The following is a 17278-nucleotide window of genomic DNA, read 5'->3' as shown; positions in this document are numbered from 1 at the left end:
CGCAGCACTTACTTGCCGGCGCGGCGCAGGGCCTCGATGCGGGCGCGGGTCTGCGGGTGCGTCGACAGGAAGTCCTGGCCGCGCCCTGCCTCGGCGTCCGACGCCGCACCGCGCCGGTTCTCCAGCTTGACCAGCACATCGGCCAGCGCCGCGGGCGGCAGGCCGTTGCGCTGCATGACTGCGATCGCAAAGTCATCGGCTTCGCGCTCGTGGTCGCGTGAATAGCGCAGCGTCAGCATGGCGGCCGGCACGCCGGCCAGCACCGTCGAGATATCCCCGAACAGGTAGGCCGACAGCGCGCCCAGCGCGGATGCCTGGATCACCTGCTGCAGCCCATGGCGCAGCGCCACGTGGCCGGCCTCGTGCGCCAGCACGCCCATCATGCCGGGGCCGGTGCCGGCCAGGCTCACCAGTTCATCCGTGACCACGATGGTGCCGCCCGGAAGCGCCAGCGCATTGGCGCCGAGTTCTCCGCCCTGGCGGAACAGCACCTGGTACTCATGCCCGGCGTCGCGCGGACGTACCAGCGCCGCGAAGCCCGAGCGGATGCGCTGCTGTTCCGCGGCGGGCAGCTGCGATGGCTTGACGATGCCATTGTCCAGGCTCGTCAGCGTCAGCTTGCCGAGGTGGGCCTCGACCTGCGGCGGCACCGCACGCGCCATCGTGCCCGCGCCCCACGGCAGCAGCACGGAGTAGCCCAGCACCAGCACCGCCAGCAGCGCGGCCAGCGCCAGCCCGGCCACGCGCCAGCTGTTCTGCGCGCGCGACACCAGCCCTTCGCGATGGCCGCTTGCGGCCAGCATATGGTCGAAGGCGGCGTGGTCGGCGATTTCGCAGAAGGCACCGTCGGCGAAGGTGACCAGCCGCGGCGCGCGCCGCACGCGTTCGGATACGCGCACGTCCGACAACGGCGCACGGCGCAGCTCGGCGCCGGTGTCGTCGCGCAGCACCGCCTGCTGCGCCTCCACGGCCAGCGTGGCGGGGTGCGCGCGCGAGGTGCGTCCGTCGAAGAAGGTGACTGGAATCATGGTGCTGGCGATGGGGCGCCCGGGCTCAGAGCGCGATGTCGATGTCGTACCAGTCTACCGCCGCGTCGCCCAGCGCCCCCACTTGCTCGGCCTCGCCCGCGACGAAGCTGTCGAGCGGGCCGGCGGCCAGCATCGTCACGCATTCCAGCCGGTAGCGCGCCGCGCGCACCCGCGCGAACGGCAGGTACAGGCCCAGCGTCAGCACGATGGCGATCAGGTTGGTAAGAAAGATAAAGACCATGCGCCCGGCCTTGATCTCGCTGCGGAACGCGTGCGGCGCGAGCGTGGTCTGGCTCCACACGATGTTCTGCAGGCGCGCCATCAGGTAGGGGCTGACCGCCAGCAGCGCCAGGTAGAAACCTGCGATGCCGATACCAAACGAAAGCGCCGTGCCGAGCTTGCCAGATGCGGTCGCGCCCAGCACGAAGCTGCCGGCTCCCGCGATGGCCACCACTGCGACCATCATGCCGAAGGCGCGCAGGTAGACGCCGTAAAAATCGCCTGCGCCGGCGCTGAAGGCAAACGGCGCCGTGCCGAAGCGCGTGTGGTTGTGCTGGTAGCGCTTGAAGCGCTGGTGTGCCAGCGGGCCCAGCAGGCCAATCGTGAACACCGCCGCCAGCGGCCACAGCACGAACACCTTGTAGGCCTCGGCATCGCGCCCGGCAAAGGCAAAGCGCAAGCCGCGGTAGCTGGAATTGGCCATGCGAAAGCGCAGCGAGCGCACCAGCAGCAGCGGGAACACTGCCAGCAGCGCGACCAGCATCGCCAGCGAAAGGAAGGGCGACACATTGGTCGCGATCTGGAACGCGAACGCCAGCGCGACCACGATGGCCCGGCCCTTCAGGATGGCCGAAGGCTTGCCGTGGTAATCGAAGCTGGCGCCGTCGAGGCGGGTATTGCGATAGAAATAATGCAGCGTGCGCACCTTGGCCCAGGCGGAATAAATGCCGAAGGTGACGATGCTCAGCAGCACATTGACGATCCAGATGCGGAAGTACTCCGAGCCCGTGCCGGTAAAGGAAAGGCCCAGGGGCCGTAGCTCGCCATCGCGCGGATCGGGGGCCGGCGCGCTGGCGGGGGAGTCCGGCGTGGCGGAAAGGGTGAAATCGCTACTGCCAGCGTTCATGGCACAAGCTCCGGGTGTGTTGGAAAAGCGACGAAAAGAGAAAAGCGGCGCCTGATCCGCTCCATTTATGAAACCAAATGATTTGCTGCCTTTGCGGCGTGCCGCACACATACTCGCATCGATAAACAAAGGCTACGGCACATTTTGCATATGCAATTGCCGCCAGCCGGCTTGTTTCACGGACATTATGGGAAAACCCTCGTAACACTCCAGAAACATCCTGTTACACTAGACGTATTCTGTAACAAGTTTCGAATAGCAGTCATCAATTAAATCAGAGACTTAGCATCTCTGGCACGTTAATCGCTATAGATCCTGTTACAAGATGAGCGGCATGCCACAGGCCGCCAACGGGAGCGCGAGGGAGGGTCAGGCATGGCCCGCAAGGGCGGCACAGCCAGCGCGCTTCACGAGAATACAAGGGCAAACGGGAAAATCCGCGCGTCAGCGCGTTTTCAAGGGGTGGCGCCGGGCCAGCGCCAGGTTGTTCAATGACCCACGCGGCGGACACTGCTGTCAGTGCCTGCCTGCGATGAGAAAGCAGTTCTGGCAGTTCTTTCAGGCGCGGACGTTTCCTTGCAGGGAGGCTGGGAAACGTCCGCCGCACCTCTCCCGCCGGCGCATTCTCCGGCAGCCAAATCCCCACGCCGAATACCGCAAATCCCTATCTGGGCTGATTTTGCGCCGCAACATCGAAATTCCTTGTCTCGTTCGCGCCCTAATCCATAATTATGAATTATGACGACCGGGGCGCATTCGCGTGACCGGTGCAGAATCGGATCGAGGTCCCTCGATCCTCGCATTCATCCCGGGGTTGGGCATGCGCATCATCCAGCAGGCGTTGTACCTGGAAGTGGCGGACCGGCTGCGCGCCATGATCGACGCGCACACGCTCGCGCCCGGCGCCTGGGTCGACGAAAGCGCGATGGCCGAAGCGCTGGGCATCTCGCGCACGCCGCTGCGCGAGGCGCTCAAGGTGCTGGCCGCCGAAGGGCTGGTGCGGCTGGAGCCGCGCCGCGGCTGCTTCGTCAACGAGCTGTCCGAGCAGGACCTGGACGAGATCTTCCCGCTGATGGCGCTGCTGGAAGGCCGCTGCGCCTTCGAGGCCGCCCAGAACGCCACGCGCGCCGACCTGGGCGCGCTCGAGGACCTGCATGCCGACCTGGCGCGCTACGCGCAGGCGGGCGACATTGACGCCTACTACGAGACCAATGCCCAGATCCACGAAGCGATCCAGCGGCTGGCGGGCAACCGCTGGCTGTCGGGGCTGATCAGAGACCTGCGCAAGGTGCTGCGGCTGTCGCGCCACAAGAGCCTGAAGCTGCCAGGCCGGATCCACGAATCCTGCGCCGAGCACCTGTCCGTGTTCGCCGCGCTCAAGGCGCGTGACGCGGAAGGCGCCGAGGCGATGATGAAGACCCACCTGCTGCGCCAGCGCGCCGCGCTCAAGGCGCTCGATGCCGGCGGCGCCGATGGGCAGGCCGGCCGTGCGCCGCCCGCGCGCCGCCTTGCGGTTGGCGAGGAGTAGGGGCAGGGCACGCACGCCGCAATGGAAACAGCCAGTTCCTTCACGTTCCGATCGATGCACCAAGGCAGGCAAGGCATGAATTCCTTCGACACGGTTGACCAGAAAATCAGCGCGCCGCTGGGCGAGAGCGAGCCGGCGGGCACGAATTTCCTGTCGCGGCTGGGCCGCTGGTGGGGGCGCAAGGGCGAGGGCGAAAACAAGGCACCCGCCGCCGCCACGCCTGCCGATGGCGAGGCGCCGCTGCCGCCGCGCGCGGCGCGGCGCCAGCGCGAGCAGCTGCGGCTGTGCTTCGATGCGCGCCTGACCGATGGCGCCGCCAACGCCGCCGCGCACGCCTGGCAAGCCGAGTACGAAGCGGCCGGCGAGGCCGCGCGGCGGGGCATGCTGGCGGTGCTGGCCGAGGTGGCCAGCAGCAGCGGCAGCGACGAAGCTGCGGCGGACAGCGACAAAGGCGCGCGCAGTGCCCGCGCGCACACCGGACATTCCGGCCTGACCCAGGCGCTCTCCAACGCCCGCATCCGCTTCTTCAAGCGCCTGGCAGCGCTGCACGGCCAGCGCGGCAACAGCGCCTGCGGCCTGCACTTCCTGATCCAGCTGCGCGCCGACATGCTGCGCTGGCAGCGCCGCGTGCCCGGCTTGCGCGCGCTCGACGACGACCTCGAGGCGCTGTTCTCCAACTGGTTCGACGTGGGCCTGCTGGAGCTGCAGCCGATCACCTGGGACTCGCCCGCGTCGCTGCTGGAAAAGCTGATCCGCTACGAAGCCGTGCACGAGATCGCCTCGTGGACCGACCTGCGCAACCGGCTCGACTCGGACCGCCGCTGCTATGCGTTCTTCTACCCGCGCATCCCACGCGAGCCGCTGATCTTTGTCGAGGTGGCATTCGCGCCGGAGATGGCCGCCAATGTGCATACATTGCTCGACGAGGCCGCGCCGCTGGAAGACCTGCGCCGCGTCAAATGGGCGATCTTCTACTCGATCAGCAATACCCAGGCGGGTCTGCGCGGCGTGAGCTTCGGCAACTTCCTGCTCAAGCGCGTGATCGAGGAGGTGCAGCGCGAATTCCCGAAAGTGAAGCAGTTTGCGACGCTGTCGCCGATCCCCGGATTTGCCGACTGGCTGCGCAAGCAAGACGGCGCGGCTGTGTCGCAAGTGCTCGGCGACAAGCGCGTGGCACGCTGGAGCGAGCGCCACGGCAACGTGCCAGCGGACGGCGCGGCATGGCTGGAGGCGCTGGCGCCCGATGCCGCCGACGCGGTGACCCGCGATACCGCCATGACCCTGGCCGCGCACTACCTGGTGCGCGAACGCAACCAGGCCATGCCGGCCGACCCCGTGGCGCGCTTCCACCTGGGCAACGGCGCCTGCGTCGAACGCCTGAACTGGGCTGCCGACCTGTCGCGCAAAGGCCGCAGCCAGAGCTGCGGCATGATGGTGAATTACCTTTACGTGCCCGAGGCGCTGGATGACAATCTGGCTCGCCTGGGCGCAGGCAACCCGCGCATCAGCCGTAGCGTCGGGAAGCTGCTGTGACCCTGGTCCGGTCACGGGGATCGCCCCCGCACAGGCGGCGCCTGGCGCGCCGTGTTTTCTTGTCGGGACTTAAGTAGCAAATCAAGCCGCAGCAGGTTCGCCGCGGCCATCGGATTGACTTTCCGCAGAAGAGAGAGGAGACACAAGATGAATCGTCGTCAGTTCAGCCTGGCCGCGTCCGCGCGGGCAGCCGGCATGGCTTTGGGTCTGGCAGGCATCAGTGCCGGCGCAATGCTTGCGGCACCCGCCGCACATGCGGACACCTGGCCGTCCAAGCCCGTCACCGTGATCGTGCCGTTCCCCGCCGGCGGCGGCACCGATGCCTTTGCGCGGCCGCTGACCGCGCAATTGTCCAAGCAGCTCGGCAAGCAGTTCGTGATCGACAACCGCGGCGGCGCCGGCGGCACGGTCGGCGCGAGCATCGCGGCCAAGGCCGCGCCGGATGGCTATACGGTGTTTATCGGCGGCGCCCACCACGCGATTGCGCCGTCGTTCTACAAGAAGCTGGACTACGACATCGAGAAGGATTTCATCCCCGTCACGGTGATCGCCCAGCCGCCGCAGGTGGTGGTGGTCAACCCCAACCGCGTCAAGGCCAACACGCTGCAGGAACTGATCGCCTACGCCAAGGCCAATCCCGGCAAGCTCAACTACGGCTCGGCCGGCAACGGCTCGGCCCACCACCTGGCCGGCGAGCTGTTCAAGATCCAGACCAAGACCTTCATCACCCATATCCCGTACAAGGGTGCCGGCCCGGCGCTGTCCGACCTGATCGCGGGCCAGGTCGACCTGATGTTCGACGGCCTGGGCTCGTCGGCGCAGCATATCCGCGCCGGCCGCATCAAGGCGCTGGCGGTGGCTTCGAACAAACGCTCGGCAGCCTTCCCCAATGTGCCGACCGCGGCCGAGGCCGGGGTGCCGAACTATGAGGTTTCGACCTGGTATGCGATGTGGGTGCCCAAGGGCACGCCCAAGGAAATCGTCGACCGCCTGTACGCCGAGACCGAGAAGGCACTGAACTCGCCTGAACTGAAGCAGGTCTGGCTCAACAACGGCTCCGAGACGCCGGCCTTCACCCAGGAGCAGTTCGCGCAATTCCAGCGCGCGGAGATCCGCCGCTGGGCGCAGGTGGTGCAGCAGTCCGGCGCCAAGATCGACTGAGCAAGATGAGCGGCACCGTCATCTTCGCCACCGCGGACAGCATCGCCACCGTCACGCTGTCGCACGCCGGCAAGCTCAACGCCATCTCCGCGCAGATGTGGCGCGAGCTGGCCGCGGGCTTTGCGCGCCTGTCGGCCGATACCGCGCTGCGCTGCGTGGTGGTGCGCGGCGCCGACGGCAATTTTGCCGCTGGCGCCGACATCGCTGAGTTTCCCGCCGAGCGCGGCGACGCAGCCGCGGTGCGGCACTACCATATGGCCACCATCGCGCCGGCGCTGGCGGCGATCGCGCAATGCCCGCTCCCGACCGTGGCGATGATCGAAGGCGTGTGCGTGGGCGGCGGGCTGGAGATCGCCTGTCATTGCGACCTGCGTATCGCCGCTTCGGACAGCCGCTTCGGCGTGCCGATCAACCGGCTGGGCTTCCCGATGGCGCCGGGCGAGCTGCAAGGCTTGCTGGCGCTGGCAGGCCGTGCGGCCACGCTGGAGATCCTGCTCGAAGGCCGCGTCTTCGACGCTGCCGAGGCACGCGACAAGGGCTTGCTCACGCGCGTGGTCGAGCCCGGTGCGCTGACGGCCGAGGTCGATGCCACCGTGCGCCGCATCACCGCCGGTGCGCCCACGGCGGCCCGCATCAACAAGGCCACCATCCTGCGCCTGGCGCCGCTGCCCGCACCGCTGTCGCCCGCCGAACTCGACGCTCACTTCGCCTATGCCGAGGGCGCCGACCACGCGGAAGGGGTGGCCGCCTTCCTCGCGCGCCGCCCGCCGCAATTCCGGGGAGCCTAGCGCGACCCGGTAAGATGCTGCCTTGCTGCGGTTGCCGCCCCCGGGCGGTGACCGCTTATCCCGTTTATCGCCCGATTTCCGCAGTCTTTCGTTCGATCCCCACCATGAACGCCAACCTGTTCGCCCTGTTCGAATCCCGCTTTCCCGCCGACCGCACCGCCTGCTGCATCGAGACGCATGACGGCCTGTACTACAGCTGGGACGACCTCGACCGCGCCACCGCCAAGCTGGCCAACCTGCTGGCCTCGCTGCACCTGCCTGAAGGCGCGCGCGTGGCGGTGCAGGTGGAGAAGTCGCCCGAGGCGCTGTTCCTGTACCTGGCCACGCTGCGCGCCGGCTATGTCTACCTGCCGCTGAACACCGCCTACCAGGAGGCCGAGATCGACTACTTCGTCGGCAACGCCGAGCCGTCGGTGGTGGTGTGCAGCGGCAAGAATTTCGGCTGGGTGTCCAAGGTGGCATTCCGCCATGGCGTCAACCACGTGTTCACGCTGGACGATGACCGCAGCGGCTCGCTGCTGGCGCGCGCCGCCGCCAAGTCCGACAACTTCACGACCGTCGAGCGCACGGACGACGACCTCGCCGCCATCCTCTACACCTCCGGCACCACCGGCCGCAGCAAGGGCGCGATGCTGACGCACCGCAACCTGGCATCCAATGCGCAGACGCTGCACGAATACTGGGGCTGGCGCAGCGACGACGTGCTGCTGCATATGCTGCCGATCTTCCATGTGCACGGCCTGTTCGTGGCTTCGCACGGCGCGTTGCTGGCCGGTGCCAAGATGATCTGGGCGCCCAGGCTCGATATGGCACAGGTGCTCAAATTCCTGCCGCGTTCGACCGTGATGATGGGCGTGCCGACCTATTACGTGCGCATGCTGCAGGAGCCGCGCTTCGACGACGACACCTGCCGCCGCATGCGCCTGTTCGTGTCGGGCTCGGCGCCCCTGCTGCTGGAGACCTTCGACGCCTTCCGCGAGCGCACCGGCCATACCATCCTGGAGCGCTACGGCATGAGCGAGACCGTGATGCTGGTGTCCAACCCGTACGATCCGGCGCTGGGCGAGCGCATCGGCGGCACCGTCGGCATGCCGCTGCCGGGCGTGTCGGTGCGCGTGGTCGATGGCGAGGGCAAGGCGTGCGCGCCGGGCGTGATCGGCAACGTCGAGGTCAAGGGCCCGAACGTGTTCACGGGCTACTGGCGCATGCCGGAGAAAACGCGCGAAGAATTCACCGAAGACGGCTGGTTCAAGACCGGCGACGTGGGTCGCTTCGGCGGCGCCATCGTCAGCCAGTCAGGCGAGCGCCAGGTGCCGGACAACTACCTGACCATCGTCGGGCGCAGCAAGGACCTGATCATTTCGGGCGGCTACAACGTCTACCCGAAGGAGATCGAGAGCTTTATCGACGAGATGCCGGGCGTGGCCGAGAGCGCCGTGATCGGCGTGCCGCATGCGGATTTTGGCGAGGCGGTAGTGGCTGTGGTGGTGACGAAGCCGGGTGCGGAGTTCGATGAGTCGGCGCTGATCGGCACGCTCAAGAGCCGCATCGCCAACTTCAAGGTGCCCAAGCGCGTGCACGTGGTGGAGGAGCTGCCGCGCAATACGATGGGGAAGGTGCAGAAGAACGTGTTGCGGGAGCAGTTTGCGGTGCTGTGAGGGCCTTTGAGCGCTTGCCGGTGTTCTCCCTCTCCCGCAAGCGGGAGAGGGAGAACACCTTGCTTAGGCTAGTTCGGGCGGCTTTGGAGCACCCAAAACCGCGCGCTTTTTCTGCGTTGGTGCCTTACTTCAACATCTGTACCGACCCATTCACCGACACCGTCACCTGCGTCTTCCCGCCCTCAACCGGCACCGGCGCCCCAGCATCGGCCATCATCGCCTTGGCCGCCCCATACATCCGCGGCACCGGCGGCACCACGCCGGTCTCGTTCAGGTTCACTTCCCGGATGGTATAGCTGTTGTAGCCGAACAGCTTGGTGTTCGCCTGCGCCTTGTTGCGGAACGAAGCAATGGCCTGCTCGGCCAGCTTGGTCTCGGCCGCCTCGCGCGCTTCGCGCGACAGCGAGAAGGCGATGTTCTGCACCTGCATCTGGTTGGCCACTTCCCCGGCCAGCTTTGATACCGCGGCGAAGTCGCGCGACTTCAGGATGACTTCGGAACGCCCGCGCCAGGTGCTGATGCGGCCGTTGCGGTCGGTGCTCGGGTGGATGGTGAAGCCGCCTGATTCCGCGGTCACGCCTTGCACGCGGCGAGCCTGAGCGATCACCGCCTGCGTGCGCGTCGACAGCGCCGACGAGATCGCACCGGGCTCGGCGCCTTCCTGTTCCGCGGCCAGCGTCAGGTGGACGATATCGGTCGGTACTTCGGCGACGGCCTGCGCGTTCAGCGACAGCACGCCCGAGGGCGGCTCGGTGGGGCCGCCGTGCGCCGAGGCGACGATGGCGGTGGTACCCAGCAGGGTGGCGGCAAGCCACTGTTTCATCTTGATCTCCCGTTCAAACGTGATGGGTATCAGACGGAATCAGCCGGCGAAACGTTCCGCGACAATGCAAACCATCGTTACGACGATGGTTATGAAGACAGCGACTGCGGACGTTCAGAACGCCTGCCACGCCTTCCACAGCATGTACGACGCCAGGCACAGCAGCAGCACCGCAAAGACCTTGCGCAATTGGCCGACATCCATCCCGTGCGCGGTGCGTGCGCCCAGCGGCGCGGTCAGCACGCTGGCCCCTGCGATCACAACCAGCGCCGGCAGGTAGATATAGCCAAGCGAGCCCGCGGGCAGGCCGGGCATCTGCCAGCCGCTCCAGACGTAGCCGGCCACGCTGGCCGCGGCAATCGGGAAGCCCAGCGCGGCCGAGGTGGCCACCGCGTTGTGGATGGGCACGTTGCACCAGGTCATGAACGGCACCGAGACAAAGGCGCCGCCCGCACCCACCAGGCTCGACAGGAAACCGATGAACCCGCCTGTGCCTGCCATTCCGGCGAATCCGGGCAATTGCCGGCCAGGGGTAGGGCGCCGGTTGCGCAGCATCTGCAGCGCCGAGAAGCCGACGAAGACGGCAAAGGCCAGCGACAGCCAGCTGGTCTTCAGCGCCGCGAAGACCTTGCCGCCGCCGATCATGCCGCCGACCACGATGCCCGGCGCCAATGCCAGCACTATCGGCCAGCGCACCGCGCCGCGCTGGTGATGCGCGCGCACGGACGACAGCGAAGTGAACAGGATCGTGCCCATCGAGGTGGCGATCGCCATATGGACGATGGCTTCGGCGGGAAATCCCAGCGACGTGAACAGCAGCGTCAGGAACGGCACCATCATCATGCCGCCGCCCACGCCGAGCAGGCCGGCGCAAAAGCCGGTGAAGGCGCCGAGTGCGAGCAGCGCGGGGATCAGGACCAGCAGGCTGTCGAACTGCATCAGCGCATCAGCTTGCCGGTGATAAAGCGCCATTCTGCCGGCGTCACCGGCGTGATCGACAGCCGGTTGCCGCGCCGGAGCACCACCATGTCGGCCAGTTCCTCGTGCTCGCGCAGCTCCGCCAGCGAAATCAGCTTGCTCTTGCGCTCGAAGTGCACGTCGACCAGCTGCCAGCGCGGGGCGTCCGGCTTCGAGGCTGCATCATGGTAGGGACTCTTGGGGTCGAACTGGGTCGGGTCGGGGTAGGGGGTAGAGCAGACTTCCGCCAGCCCGGCGATGCCCGGCTCGGGACACGACGAGTGGTAGAACAGCACGCCGTCGCCGATCTGCATGGCGTCGCGCATGAAGTTGCGCGCCTGGTAGTTGCGCACGCCGGTCCACGGCAGCGTGCCTTCACGGGCCAGGTCGTCGATGCTGGCTTCGTCCGGTTCGGATTTCATCAGCCAGTACTGGCGGGCGCGTTTGTTCTGGTTCGGGCTCACGGCGCGGCTCAGGATGGAAGGCAGATCAAGGCACCGGGTGCGCAGGGTTGGCACGCGCTGCAGACAACAAAGAAAAAAGGCGATGGTTCAGAAAACCACCGCCTTTTTAAGGGGTCCCCGCCTCGGCCGCTGGGTCGGCATCCTGAACCCAAGTGAGGTTCAGAGTGGCTGCGGAAGTCGCATTTCGGGTACATCATCCACTCAGGGAGTCCAAGCCAGGCCCAGACTATGAGTGCGACGACGCGCTCGCCCACGCGACATAATCCCGCACCATGCAATGCATATCGGTTCAAGGAGTTTATGACCCTCACGAACCAGGCAGGGAAACTGTCAAACGTCTGACGCTCCAGCCGCATCGTCGTGCCCGGAAAACCGGGTCCGCGTGCGGGATGTCAGACGTTTGCCGTTTCTAACTAGGATGGGATGAAAACGGCGGCCGGGCGCGATAACCCAACCTGTCAGCTGCACATCTGTGGTGCCTCGTGCAGTCTGGCTACACTATACACCGCGTTGCAGGGCATACCAAGTCCACTCGTGCGTACCGTTACATTTTGCGCGACAGCGCGGCATCCTCTGCACATCCACCACATTTCGGCAGATCGGTGGTGCCGCGCACGGACGCCGTCAGCCGCGTGTACCAGTGCCCACGTGCGCGTACTGCCGCAGCGCCTCGTCGGCGCGCTCGTTCAGTTCGCGGATGCGTGCGCGGATCGCCTCCACGGGAATCGCGCCGTCGGCCTGCTGCTTGCGCTGCAGGGACAGCAGGTCAGAGGCGATGCTGATCGCGGCCATCACCGCGACGCGCTCCACGCCCTTGGCGGCGCTGCCGTTGCGCAGCTTGTTCATCTGCGTGTCGACCAGCGCCACCGCGTCGAGCAGTGCAGCCTCGTTCTCGGGGGCGATGGCAAAGCGGTACGGCTGGCCGGCGATATTGACTTCGACTTGCTTGTTGCTCATGCGTGTTCTCCGGGGGCCTTGTGCGGCTCCGCGCCCTCGCCCAGCAGGTCGAGCTGGCGCGTGTCGCTGGCGGTCGGCAGCTTGTCAAGGATGGACTGGATGCGCAGCTGCGCTTCCTCGATCTTGATATTGAGCAGCTCGCGGTCGGCAGCCATGGCCTCGCGCTCGCCGCGCAACTGCGCGGCTTCGCCCTCAAGCCGGGCGATTTCGTCGCGCAGCCGCTGGTTCTCCGCCGCCAGGGTGTCCGCATGGTGCAGCACGCGCCCGATCTTGGCGGCCAGTTGTTCGAGTTCGGTGAGCATAGGGCCTGTCATGATGGGAGTAGTGTCAGGTAACGCGATTCTAGCCGATGCGAAGCCTCGCACAATGCGAAGGGAAGCGTTTCTGACCCGGAAGCGGTGCGGAAGTTGCAGCCTTCTGCACCCAAAACCCCGCGAGAGTTGTGACAAAGCCCTACGAGAGGCCGCGTTGACGCGGGGTGCGAAACTCCCTACACTCGCGCACGTCTCAGGTGCTCGCCCTTTTCGTCCCTGGCGAAAGGGCAGTTCAACGGGAAACAGGGAGCCGGGCCGGCAGCGTGCCGGAGAGGCCAACCTGTGCTGCCCCCGCAACGGTAAGCGACCGCGTGCGCATCTGCCAGCCCGATCATTTCGGCCGCTGGCAATGCCGGGATCCGTTCCCGGCCCCATGCCGCGCAGGACCGGCCACATGCCACTGAACCTCAGGTTCGGGAAGGCGCCGGCCCCGTGTCGCCAGCCCGGATACCGGCCTGAACGCGGGCTGCCGCCCGTGCGCGGCACGCCTCATCGCCATATGGTCCGCGGGGGAACGGGCCCGGCCGTCCTATCCCAGTCCTGCATCATGCGTTCATCGCTTCACAGGTCGACCCGCCCGGCAGCCCCGGCGGTGCGTCCGTCCGTGCCCGCCATCCTGGCGGCCATCGCCTCGTTCACCCTGGTTCCGGCCACTTCGTTCGCGCAAGCGACCGACAGCGGTACCGCGCAGCTCGCGCCGGTGGTGGTCACTTCCACCCGTACCGCGCAAGCCATTACCGAGGCGCTGCCGCACACCACGGTGGTCACGCAGCAGGACATCCAGAACTCGCAGGCGCCCGACCTGCGCTCGCTGCTGCGCAACCAGGCCGGCGTCGAGTTCTCGACCAACGGCGGCATGGGCAGCAACACGACGCTGTTCATGCGCGGCGCCAACTCGAACCAGACGCTGATCCTGATCGATGGCGTGCGCGTGTCGTCCGCCAGCAGTGGTACCGCGCAGCTGGCCAATATCCTGCCCGACCAGATCGACCATATCGAAGTGGTGCGCGGCAACGTCTCGGCGCTGTATGGTTCGGATGCGATCGGCGGCGTGGTGCAGATCTTTACCAAGAGCGGCGCCGGGCAGGCACCGGCGGCCAATGCGGCGGTGGAGTACGGCAGCAACAATACGCGCCAGGGTACGGTCGGCTATGGCGGCCAGATCGGCGATACCTCGTTCAACCTGACCGGCTCGGCGTTCAAGACCGACGGCTTCTCGTCGATCAATACGCAGCAGGCGCCGCGCGCCAACCCCAACGACAATCCGTACGAGAACCAGAGCGTGTCGGGCCAGGTCAAGCACCGCTTCACGCCGAACTGGGATGCGGGCATTACCGGCTACTACTCGAAGAGCAAGGTGTCGTTCGACAGTGCCTTTGGCCGCCCGACCGACGACAACCGCACCAACAGCGAGCTGTACACGCTGTCGGCCTTCGTCAACGGCAAGGTGGGCGCGGACTGGACCACGCATTTCAAGCTGGCGCAGAGCGAGGACCGCAGCGACACCTTCCTCAACGGCAATCCCAACGGCACCTTCAATACCCGCAACCGCCAGTTCAACTGGCAGAACGAGTATGCGCTGGCCGCCAATCACACACTGCTGTTCGGCACCGACTACCTGCAGCAGGAGCTGGAAACGACCGCCTACGGCGCGCCCACGCGCAATGTGTTCTCGGTGTTCGGCGGCTATGACGGACGCTTCGGCAAGCACCAGTTGCAGCTCAACGCGCGCAACGACCACTACTCGGACTTCGGCAACCAGGGCAGCTTCTTCGCGGGCTACGGCTACAACCTGACCGATGCCTTCAAGCTGATCGCCAACGTCAGCAATGCCTTCCGCGCGCCGACCTTCAACGAGCTGTACTTCCCCAACTTCGGCCAGCCCAACCTGCAGCCCGAGCGCGCCAAGTCGGTCGAAGCGGGCGTGCAGTACAGCACCGCCAGCGCCGGCCTGCTGCGCGTGACCGCGTTCGAGACGCGCTACAACGATCTGATCGTGGCGGCGCTGCAACCCAGTGGCCTGTTCCAGGCGCAGAACGTCAACAAGGCCAAGGTGCAGGGCATCGAGGCTTCGTGGCGCGCCACCGTGTACGGCACCGACATCGGCGCCAGCGTGACCTTCCAGAACCCGGTGGACGAGCAGTCCGACACCCAGCTGCTGCGCCGCGCGCGCCGCCACGCCGCGCTGGATGTGGGCCGCAACTTCGGCAACTGGCGCTTTGGCGGCGAATGGCTGCTGTCGTCGGCGCGCATGGATGCGGGCTCGCGCCGGCTGGGCGGATACGGTATCGTCAACCTGAACGCCCGCTACAACATCGACAAGCAATGGTTCATTGGCGCCCGCGTCGAAAACCTGTTCGACAAGGACTACCAGCTCGCCTTCCCCTACAACACGCAGGGGCGCGCGGGCTTTATCATGCTGGGCTGGCGCCAGCGATGAGCGCACGGGCGCGCCATGTCTGAGCTGCGGCGCGCCCTGGCGGTCTGGCTGGCGCTCGCGCTGGCGGCGCTGTTCGTGTTTGCGGCCTCGCTGGCGCTGGGCAGCGTCTCGCTCGATGCGCGCGAGCTGTGGCTTGCGCTGAGCGGCGCGGACACTGGCACTGCCGGCGCGATCGTGCGCGAGCTGCGCCTGCCGCGCGCGGCCGCGGCGTTTGCCTGCGGCGGACTGCTGGCTTTGTCCGGCGCGCTGATGCAGGTACTGCTGCGCAATCCACTGGCCGAACCATACGTGCTGGGCGTGTCGGGCGGCGCCTCCACCGCCGCATTGCTGGCCATGCTGCTGCTGGCGCCGTGGTGGGGCGTGCAGGCCTCCGCCGCCGTGGGGGCGCTGCTGTCGATGGTGCTGGTGGCGTCGCTGGCGCGGCGCGACCTGCTGCATCCGCAGGTGCAGGGCGGCCACCGCGAGGCCGGCGCCCGGCTGCTGCTGACCGGCGTGATCCTGGCCGCCGGCTGGGGGGCGATGATCACGCTGATCCTCGCGGTCGCGCCGGAATCGCGCCTGCGCGGCATGCTGTTCTGGCTGACCGGCGACCTCAGCGGCACCGCCAGCTACGGCGGCGCGCTTGCGATGCTGGTCGTGGCGCTGCTGCTGGCGATGCCGATGGCGCGCGCGCTCAACGTGATGCTGCTGGGCGAGACCGTGGCGCAGTCGCTGGGCGTGCGCGTCGGCCGCGTGCGGCTGGCGACCTTCATGCTGGCGTCGCTGTGCATTGCCGCGGCGATCACCACGGCCGGCTCGATCGGCTTTGTCGGGCTGGTGGTGCCGCACCTGGTGCGGCTCGCGTGGGGCAACGACCAGCGCCTGTTGCTGCCGGCCGCGGTGCTGCTGGGCGGTGCGCTGCTGATGGCCGCCGACCTGATCGCCCGCTCCGTGATCGCGCCGGCGCAGTTGCCGGTGGGCGTGATCACCGCGCTGCTGGGTGTGCCGACTTTCCTTTACCTGCTGCTGCGGAGGCCACGATGACGTCGGGCGCGCCCTGGTCCCATCCGCTGACCGCGTGCCCGGCGCTCGCGCTGCGCGATGTGCGGCTGCGCACCGGCCAGCGCGTGCTGGTGGAGCGCCTGACGCTGAGCATCGGCCCCGGCCAGCTGTGGTGCATCGCCGGCCCCAACGGTGCCGGCAAATCCACGCTGATGACGGTGCTGGCCGGTCTGCGCCATGCCGATGGCGGCAGCGTCGAGATCGACGGCATCGCACCGACGCAGGTTGCGCCCGCGGTACTGGCGCGCCAGCGCGCCTACCTGCCGCAGGCGGTACATGACACGTTCTCGATGTCGGTGCTCGATGCGGTACGCGTGGGCCGCCACCCGCACCTGTCGGGCTGGGGCTGGACCGGACGCGAGGACGAGCGCATCGTTCGCGACGTGATCCGCGCGATGGATATCGAAGCGCTGGCCGCGCGCGATGTGCTGACGCTGTCCGGGGGCGAGCGCCAGCGCGCCTCGCTGGCCGCGGCGCTGGCGCAGCAGGCGCCGCTGCTGCTGCTGGACGAACCGGTATCGCACCTGGACCTGCGCCACCAGATCGTGGTGCTGGAGCAGCTCGCCGCACTGGCCCGCGCCGGGCGCCACGCCATCGTGGTGATCCTGCACGATCTGACACTGGCGCTGCGCTACGCCACCCACGCCCTGCTGATGGCCGAAGACGGCACCGCACTGCACGGCCCGGCCGCTGAAGTCCTGACCCCCGCGCGTTGCTCGCGCGCGCTGCGCACCCCCATCGTCAGCGTGACCGACGGCGTGCATACTGCACTGATTCCCGATGGCGCCGCGGCGCCACGTACCGATACGCAAGACCCCTCCCTATGACCGATTCCAACAATCCCTCCACCGAAGACGCGGACCGCGACGCCCGCCACAAGGCGCGCATGGTGCGCAAGAAGGAAGTGGTCGACGCCAAGATCGCCGCCGCGCAGGACGAGCGCGGCGTGATCGTGATCACCACCGGCAACGGCAAGGGCAAGTCCAGCTCGGGCTTCGGCATGGTGGTGCGCGCGCTCGGCCATGGCATGCGCACCGGGGTGGTCCAGTTCATCAAGGGCGCGCAGCCTACCGGCGAAGAGATGTTCCTGCGCCGCTTTCCCGAGGAATGCGCCTTCCACGTGATGGGCGAGGGCTATACCTGGGAAACCCAGGACCGTTCCCGCGACGTGGCCAAGGCCGAAGCCGCCTGGGAAGTGGCGCGCGGCATGCTGCGCGATCCGGCGATCGGCCTGGTGCTGTTCGACGAACTCAACATCGCGCTCAAGTTGCACTATCTTGACGTGGAGCAGGTCATCGCCGACCTGCGCGCGCGCCCGCCGATGCAGCACGTGGTGATTACCGGCCGCGGCGCGCCGCCGGCGCTGGTGGAGGCGGCCGACACCGTCACCGACATGACGCCGGTCAAGCATGCCTTCCAGCAGGGCATCAAGGCCCAGCGCGGCGTGGAAATGTAGCCGC

The 17278-nt window shown here is 67.4% G+C and carries 16 protein-coding genes, 1 other RNA gene and 1 riboswitch; of the genes, 9 read left to right on the top strand and 8 right to left on the bottom strand.

All coding sequences use genetic code 11. The features are described from left to right. Window positions 1–8: 8 nt before the first annotated feature. Both ABNX08_RS17490 and ABNX08_RS17485 read right to left on the bottom strand, forming a co-directional pair. The gene (locus tag ABNX08_RS17490) at window positions 9–1028 is read right to left on the bottom strand and encodes a M48 family metallopeptidase (protein WP_349606256.1); all 1020 of its coding nucleotides are present in this window, start codon (window positions 1026–1028) and stop codon (window positions 9–11) included. A 25-nt stretch (window positions 1029–1053) separates the two neighbouring features. Continuing rightward, on the bottom strand, window positions 1054–2154 hold the full coding sequence (locus tag ABNX08_RS17485; protein ID WP_349606255.1) for a YjgN family protein: 1101 nt from the start codon (window positions 2152–2154) through the stop codon (window positions 1054–1056). Window positions 2155–2974: 820 nt separating this feature from the next. Between ABNX08_RS17485 and ABNX08_RS17480 the strand changes: the two genes are divergently transcribed. The 5 genes from ABNX08_RS17480 (at window position 2975) to ABNX08_RS17460 (ending at window position 8822) form a co-directional block, all read left to right on the top strand. Beyond that, a complete protein-coding gene (locus tag ABNX08_RS17480) occupies window positions 2975–3682 on the top strand; it encodes a GntR family transcriptional regulator (protein ID WP_349606254.1) in 708 nt (235 codons plus the stop codon). A 75-nt stretch (window positions 3683–3757) separates the two neighbouring features. Beyond that, entirely contained in the window at window positions 3758–5215 is a 1458-nt protein-coding gene (locus tag ABNX08_RS17475) for a malonyl-CoA decarboxylase domain-containing protein (RefSeq protein ID WP_349606252.1), read from the top strand. 147 nt (window positions 5216–5362) lie between these two features. Continuing rightward, window positions 5363–6376 (top strand): tripartite tricarboxylate transporter substrate binding protein, encoded by a 1014-nt coding sequence (locus tag ABNX08_RS17470; protein WP_022536394.1) that lies wholly within the window; start codon window positions 5363–5365, stop codon window positions 6374–6376. A 5-nt stretch (window positions 6377–6381) separates the two neighbouring features. Then, window positions 6382–7164, top strand: a complete 783-nt coding sequence (locus ABNX08_RS17465; RefSeq protein ID WP_022536393.1) for an enoyl-CoA hydratase/isomerase family protein — start codon at window positions 6382–6384, stop codon at window positions 7162–7164. A 104-nt stretch (window positions 7165–7268) separates the two neighbouring features. Further along, complete coding sequence (locus ABNX08_RS17460) at window positions 7269–8822, top strand: malonyl-CoA synthase (protein WP_349606251.1); 1554 nt, start codon at window positions 7269–7271, stop codon at window positions 8820–8822. A 124-nt stretch (window positions 8823–8946) separates the two neighbouring features. Here the strand turns inward: ABNX08_RS17460 and ABNX08_RS17455 are convergent, their stop codons facing one another. The 6 genes from ABNX08_RS17455 to ABNX08_RS17430 form a co-directional block, all read right to left on the bottom strand. Continuing rightward, window positions 8947–9645 (bottom strand): SIMPL domain-containing protein, encoded by a 699-nt coding sequence (locus ABNX08_RS17455; protein ID WP_022536391.1) that lies wholly within the window; start codon window positions 9643–9645, stop codon window positions 8947–8949. Window positions 9646–9759: 114 nt separating this feature from the next. Further along, window positions 9760–10584 (bottom strand): sulfite exporter TauE/SafE family protein, encoded by an 825-nt coding sequence (locus ABNX08_RS17450; protein ID WP_022536390.1) that lies wholly within the window; start codon window positions 10582–10584, stop codon window positions 9760–9762. Further along, window positions 10584–11066, bottom strand: a complete 483-nt coding sequence (locus ABNX08_RS17445; RefSeq protein ID WP_022536389.1) for an EVE domain-containing protein — start codon at window positions 11064–11066, stop codon at window positions 10584–10586. Before ABNX08_RS17445 ends, ABNX08_RS17450 begins: the two co-directional genes overlap by 1 nt. Before the next feature lie 110 nt (window positions 11067–11176). Next, window positions 11177–11394, bottom strand: a non-coding RNA gene (gene ssrS, locus ABNX08_RS17440) — 6S RNA. A gap of 296 nt (window positions 11395–11690) precedes the next feature. Further along, a complete protein-coding gene (locus ABNX08_RS17435; RefSeq protein ID WP_022536388.1) occupies window positions 11691–12023 on the bottom strand; it encodes a cell division protein ZapA in 333 nt (110 codons plus the stop codon). Next, the gene (locus ABNX08_RS17430; protein WP_041681139.1) at window positions 12020–12325 is read right to left on the bottom strand and encodes a hypothetical protein; all 306 of its coding nucleotides are present in this window, start codon (window positions 12323–12325) and stop codon (window positions 12020–12022) included. Before ABNX08_RS17430 ends, ABNX08_RS17435 begins: the two co-directional genes overlap by 4 nt. Window positions 12326–12515: 190 nt before the next feature. Further along, window positions 12516–12811: riboswitch (cobalamin riboswitch) on the top strand. A 73-nt stretch (window positions 12812–12884) separates the two neighbouring features. Between ABNX08_RS17430 and ABNX08_RS17425 the strand changes: the two genes are divergently transcribed. The 4 genes from ABNX08_RS17425 to cobO are packed head-to-tail and all read left to right on the top strand — an operon-like array spanning window position 12885 to window position 17274. After that, entirely contained in the window at window positions 12885–14777 is a 1893-nt protein-coding gene (locus ABNX08_RS17425) for a TonB-dependent receptor domain-containing protein (protein ID WP_349606249.1), read from the top strand. Between the two features lie 15 nt (window positions 14778–14792). Continuing rightward, window positions 14793–15800, top strand: coding sequence for an iron ABC transporter permease (locus tag ABNX08_RS17420; protein WP_022536385.1), 1008 nt, complete (start codon window positions 14793–14795; stop codon window positions 15798–15800). Then, window positions 15797–16645, top strand: a complete 849-nt coding sequence (locus ABNX08_RS17415) for an ABC transporter ATP-binding protein (protein WP_022536384.1) — start codon at window positions 15797–15799, stop codon at window positions 16643–16645. The genes ABNX08_RS17420 and ABNX08_RS17415 overlap by 4 nt, the downstream gene beginning before the upstream one ends. Then, on the top strand, window positions 16642–17274 hold the full coding sequence (gene cobO, locus ABNX08_RS17410; protein ID WP_042886999.1) for a cob(I)yrinic acid a,c-diamide adenosyltransferase: 633 nt from the start codon (window positions 16642–16644) through the stop codon (window positions 17272–17274). Before ABNX08_RS17415 ends, cobO begins: the two co-directional genes overlap by 4 nt. Window positions 17275–17278 lie beyond the last annotated feature (4 nt).

The sequence above is a fragment of the Cupriavidus sp. DF5525 genome (assembly GCF_040149425.2).
Lineage (GTDB): Bacteria > Pseudomonadota > Gammaproteobacteria > Burkholderiales > Burkholderiaceae > Cupriavidus > Cupriavidus pickettii_A.
This window is presented reverse-complemented; position numbering and strand designations above follow the sequence as displayed.

Excerpts from the sequence above, each read along its gene's own strand:
- ABNX08_RS17470 (WP_022536394.1), top strand. The coding sequence starts at position 5,363 with ATGAATCGTCGTCAGTTCAGCCTGGCCGCGTCCGCGCGGGCAGCCGGC.
- ABNX08_RS17420 (WP_022536385.1), top strand. The coding sequence starts at position 14,793 with ATGTCTGAGCTGCGGCGCGCCCTGGCGGTCTGGCTGGCGCTCGCGCTG.
- ABNX08_RS17450 (WP_022536390.1), bottom strand. The coding sequence starts at position 10,584 with ATGCAGTTCGACAGCCTGCTGGTCCTGATCCCCGCGCTGCTCGCACTC.
- ABNX08_RS17435 (WP_022536388.1), bottom strand. The coding sequence starts at position 12,023 with ATGAGCAACAAGCAAGTCGAAGTCAATATCGCCGGCCAGCCGTACCGC.
- ABNX08_RS17480 (WP_349606254.1), top strand. The coding sequence starts at position 2,975 with ATGCGCATCATCCAGCAGGCGTTGTACCTGGAAGTGGCGGACCGGCTG.
- ABNX08_RS17460 (WP_349606251.1), top strand. The coding sequence starts at position 7,269 with ATGAACGCCAACCTGTTCGCCCTGTTCGAATCCCGCTTTCCCGCCGAC.
- ABNX08_RS17455 (WP_022536391.1), bottom strand. The coding sequence starts at position 9,645 with ATGAAACAGTGGCTTGCCGCCACCCTGCTGGGTACCACCGCCATCGTC.
- ABNX08_RS17475 (WP_349606252.1), top strand. The coding sequence starts at position 3,758 with ATGAATTCCTTCGACACGGTTGACCAGAAAATCAGCGCGCCGCTGGGC.
- ABNX08_RS17425 (WP_349606249.1), top strand. The coding sequence starts at position 12,885 with ATGCGTTCATCGCTTCACAGGTCGACCCGCCCGGCAGCCCCGGCGGTG.
- cobO (WP_042886999.1), top strand. The coding sequence starts at position 16,642 with ATGACCGATTCCAACAATCCCTCCACCGAAGACGCGGACCGCGACGCC.
- ABNX08_RS17490 (WP_349606256.1), bottom strand. The coding sequence starts at position 1,028 with ATGATTCCAGTCACCTTCTTCGACGGACGCACCTCGCGCGCGCACCCC.
- ABNX08_RS17415 (WP_022536384.1), top strand. The coding sequence starts at position 15,797 with ATGACGTCGGGCGCGCCCTGGTCCCATCCGCTGACCGCGTGCCCGGCG.
- ABNX08_RS17465 (WP_022536393.1), top strand. The coding sequence starts at position 6,382 with ATGAGCGGCACCGTCATCTTCGCCACCGCGGACAGCATCGCCACCGTC.
- ABNX08_RS17485 (WP_349606255.1), bottom strand. The coding sequence starts at position 2,154 with ATGAACGCTGGCAGTAGCGATTTCACCCTTTCCGCCACGCCGGACTCC.
- ABNX08_RS17430 (WP_041681139.1), bottom strand. The coding sequence starts at position 12,325 with ATGCTCACCGAACTCGAACAACTGGCCGCCAAGATCGGGCGCGTGCTG.